Genomic DNA, 1530 nt, shown 5'->3' on the forward strand with positions numbered 1-1530 from the left:
CCCCGGCTGGCCCGGACGCCGGCCCGGCCGGGGCGCCGGTGCTGCGGCGGGCGGTCGTGTCGGTGCGCCCCGGCCTGACCCAGCTGCCGATACCCCGGGCCCGGACGGGCCGGTGGCCGCGGGACAGCCCGGTCAACCTCGCCGCGCTCACCGGGCGTGGGCACATCGCCCCGCTGGCCGGCGCCTCCTGGCTGTCGTCCACCGACATGGCGCGCTGGATGGGGCATGTCGGCGCGCACACCCTCGCCGCCGTGCCGCTGGTCCTGCGCGGCCAGGTGGCTGGTGTGGTCAGCCTGATGGCCGCCGGCGACCGGCCGCCGTACACCGAGGCCGACGTGGCCTTCCTCGAGGAGCTCGCGGCCCGCGCGGCGGTCGCGGTCGAGCACGCGGAGCTCTACCGGCGCAGCCGGGACACCGCGCTGACCCTGCAGCGCAGCCTGCTGCCACCGACCGTGGTCGAGCCGGAGGGGCTGGAGATCGCCGCCCGCTACGTGCCCGGGGTCGAGGACACCGAGGTCGGCGGGGACTGGTTCGACGTGATCGACCTCGGCGCGGGCCGGGTGGGCCTGGTCATCGGTGACGTCATGGGCCGCGGGGTCCGGGCCGCGGCGATCATGGGCCAGCTGCGGACCGCGGTGCGGACCTGCGCCCGCCTGGAGCTGTCCCCGTACGAGGTGCTGGCCCTGCTCGACGGCGTGGTCAGCGAGATCGACGAGGGCCAGATCGCCACCTGCATCTACGGCGTCATCGAGCCGCACACGGGCCTGTTGACGCTGGCGAACGCGGGGCACCCGCCGCCGTTGGTGGTGGCCCCCGACGGCCTGGTGTCGCGGCTGTACATGGAGGTCGGCACCCCGCTCGGGCTCGGCCGCGGCGACGTCAAGGAGTACACCGTCCGGCTGCACCGGGGGGCGCTGCTGGTCCTGTTCACCGACGGGCTGGTGGAGAGCCGGGAGCGTGACATCGACGCCGGCGTCTCGGACCTGGCCGCGGTGCTCGCCCGGCAGGACGGCTCCCTGGGCAGACGGGCCGACCAGGCCCTGGAGGCCCTCGGCCGGGACGCCGGCCATGACGACGACGTGGCCCTGCTGCTGGTGGGGCTGCCCGACACCGACGCGGGCGGGGCGACCCGCTACGCCGACATCACGGTCCCCGACGGGCCGGCCGGCCTCGGCGCGGCCCGGGGACGCGCCTGCGACCTGCTGCGGACGTGGTCGGTGGACGCCGACACCGTCGACTCCGTGGTCCTGCTGATGTCGGAGCTGGTCACCAACGCGCTGGTGCACGGCCGGTCCCCACTGTCCGTGCGGCTGCGCCGGACCGGGTCCCGGGTGATCGTGGAGGTTTCCGACCGTGACCCGCGGCTGCCCCGGCGCCGGCACGCCGACTTCGACGACGAAGGCGGCCGGGGCCTCGAGCTGGTCTCGCTCATCGCGTCCCGCTGGGGGACCAGGTCGGTCGGCGACGGCAAGGTCGTGTGGGCGGAGATCGCCGCGCCTCCGCTGCCGTGACACTTCCGTGATGCTGCCG

The 1530-nt window shown here is 75.9% G+C and carries 1 protein-coding gene; it reads left to right on the forward strand.

Annotation, left to right across the window (positions count from 1 at the left end):
• Nucleotides 1-1511 (forward strand): SpoIIE family protein phosphatase (locus tag NBW84_RS18170; protein WP_250285929.1); only part of this gene is annotated, 1511 nt, incomplete at its 5' end.
• Between the last annotated feature and the right edge of the window lie 19 nt (nt 1512-1530).

This window comes from Protofrankia sp. CiP1_Cm_nod2 (assembly GCF_920664355.1).
Lineage (GTDB): Bacteria > Actinomycetota > Actinomycetes > Frankiales > Frankiaceae > Protofrankia.